This is a genomic window from Micromonospora sp. NPDC051925, assembly GCF_044548625.1.
Classification (GTDB): domain Bacteria; phylum Actinomycetota; class Actinomycetes; order Mycobacteriales; family Micromonosporaceae; genus Micromonospora.
In genome coordinates, this window is sequence record NZ_JBIUCH010000053.1 from 1 (window position 1) to 2,757 (window position 2,757).

Below are 2,757 nucleotides of genomic sequence, written 5' to 3' on the forward strand. Positions count from 1 at the left end.
TCGTAGGTGGGGCGGGTGGTTTGTCGGAACACGCCGATGGGGGTGTTGCGGAGGTCTGGTCCGGGGAGTCGGGACAGGGCGAAGGCGTAGGCGGGGTCGGTGATGGTGGTGTCGTGGATGACGATGTCGTCGGGTGGGGTGGTGGCGGTGTCGCGGATTTCGAGGCCGAAGCCGCGTGGTGGGTGGACGACGCAGTGTTGGTTGTTGGGGCCGAAGGTGATGGGTTGGCCGTGTTCGAGGGGGATGAGGTAGTCGTCGCGGGTGGTGGGTTCTTTGAGTTGTGCGAAGGCGCCGTCGTTGAAGATGTTGCAGTTTTGGTAGATCTCGACGAAGGCGGAGCCTTGGTGTTGGGCGGCGGCGCGGAGGACTGATTGGAGGTGTTTGCGGTCGGAGTCGATGGTGCGGGCGACGAAGGTGGCTTCGGCGCCGAGGGCGAGTGAGAGGGGGTTGAAGGGGGCGTCGGCGGATCCGGCGGGGGTGGATTTGGTGATCTTGCCGGTTTCGGAGGTGGGGGAGTACTGGCCTTTGGTGAGGCCGTAGATGCGGTTGTTGAACAGCAGGATGGTGAGGTTGACGTTTCGGCGTAGGGCGTGGATGAGGTGGTTGCCGCCGATGGACAGGGCGTCGCCGTCGCCGGTGACGACCCAGACGGACAGGTCGGGGCGGGTGACGGACAGGCCGGTGGCGATCGCGGGGGCGCGGCCGTGGATGGAGTGCATGCCGTAGGTGTTCATGTAGTACGGGAAGCGTGAGGAGCAGCCGATGCCGGAGATGAAGACGGTGTTCTCGCGGGGGATGTGTAGTTCGGGCATGAACTGTTGGATGGCGGCGAGGATGGCGTAGTCGCCGCAGCCGGGGCACCAGCGGACTTCCTGGTCGGATTTGAAGTCTTTGGTGGTGAGTTTCACGGTGACGGGTTCAGACATTTTTGCAGACCTCTTCCAGCATCGTCTCCAGCTCGGCGGCGGTGAAGGGTAGGCCGCGGACCTGGTTGTAGCCGATCGCGTCGATCAGGTACCTGCCTCGGATGACCTGGGCGAGTTGGCCGAGGTTCATCTCGGGGATGACGACCCGGTCGTAGGAGTGCAGGACGTCGCCGAGGTTGGCGGGCATCGGGGCGAGGTGTCGTAGGTGGGCCTGGGCCACCGGCAGTCCGCGTTGGCGTAGTCCGCGGCAGGCGGCGCCGATGGGCCCGTAGGTGGAGCCCCAACCCAGGACGAGGACCCGGGCGTCGCCGTCGGGGTCTTCGACTTCGATGTCGGGCACGGGGATCGCGTCGATGCGGGCGGCGCGGATACGGACCATGAAGTCGTGGTTGGCCGGGTCGTAGGAGATGTCACCGGTCTTGTCGGCTTTCTCCAGGCCACCGATACGGTGTTCCAGACCGGGGGTGCCGGGGATCGCCCACGGGCGGGCCAGGGTCTGCGGGTCGCGTAGGTAGGGCAGGAACGTGACACCGTCATCGCTGTTGGGGGCGGTGGTGAACGCGACACGCAGGTCGGGCAGGGCATCGACGTCGGGCAGGAGCCAGGGTTCGGAGCCGTTCGCGACGTAGTTGTCCGACAACAGGATCACCGGGGTGCGGTACGTCAACGCGATACGGGCGGCCTCGAGAGCGGCGTGGAAACAGTCCGAGGGGGACTTCGGGGCGATCACCGCGACAGGGGCCTCACCGTGCCGCCCGTACAGGGCCATGTTCAGGTCCGCCTGCTCGGTCTTCGTCGGCAACCCCGTCGACGGCCCGGCCCGCTGCACGTCCACGATGACCAACGGCAACTCCAGGGCCACGGCCAGGGAGATCGTCTCGGACTTCAACGCGACACCGGGACCACTGGTCGTGGTGACACCGAGCGCACCACCGTAGGAGGCGCCCAACGCGGCGCCGACCGCGGCGATCTCGTCCTCGGCCTGCATGGTGACCACACCGAGTTTCTTGTGTTTCGACAACTCGTGCAGGATGTCCGACGCCGGAGTGATCGGATACGCGCCGAGGAACACCGGCAACCCCGACCGCACCCCCGCAGCGACCAAACCCAACGACAGAGCGGCGTTACCGGTGATGTTGCGGTAGGTACCCGGAAGCATCCGGGCAGGTTTCACCTCGTACCGCACCGAGAACGAATCGGTGGTCTCCCCGAAGTTCCACCCCGCCTTGAACGCCGCGATGTTCGCCGCGACCAACTCCGGACGCTTGGCGAACTTCCGCTCCAGGAACCGCAACGTCGAGTCATACGGGCGGGAGTACATCCACGACAACAACCCCAACGCGAACATGTTCTTCGCCCGCTCGGCGTCCTTCTTCGACACCGCCAACTCCGCGAGCGCACCCACCGTCATCGACGTCAACGCCACCGGATGCACCACGAACCCCGCCAGGGAACCATCCTCGAGAGGACTGACCGCGTAACCCACCTTCACCAGGTTCCGCTTCGTGAACTCATCAGTGTTCACGATGATGTCCGCACCCCGACGCAGATCCCCCACATTCGCCTTCAACGCCGCCGGATTCATCGCGACCAACACATTCGGCGCGTCCCCCGGCGTCAGAATGTCATAATCCGCGAAATGCACCTGGAAACTCGACACCCCCGGCAACGTCCCCGCAGGCGCCCGAATCTCCGCCGGGAAGTTCGGCAACGTCGAAATGTCATTACCCAACTGCGCCGTCTCCGAGGTGAACCTGTCCCCCGTCAACTGCATCCCATCACCCGAGTCACCCGCAAACCGGATCACCACCCGGTCCAACTGACGGATCTG

The 2,757-nt window shown here is 65.3% G+C and carries 2 protein-coding genes; both read right to left on the reverse strand.

All coding sequences use genetic code 11. The features are described from left to right. On the reverse strand, window positions 1-926 hold a 926-nt coding region (locus ACIG87_RS32225), incomplete at its 3' end, for a 2-oxoacid:ferredoxin oxidoreductase subunit beta (protein ID WP_396855397.1). Then, window positions 919-2,757, reverse strand: a 1,839-nt coding sequence (locus ACIG87_RS32230) for a 2-oxoacid:acceptor oxidoreductase subunit alpha (protein ID WP_396855398.1), incomplete at its 5' end; no start/stop codon positions are given. The genes ACIG87_RS32225 and ACIG87_RS32230, both read right to left, overlap by 8 nt.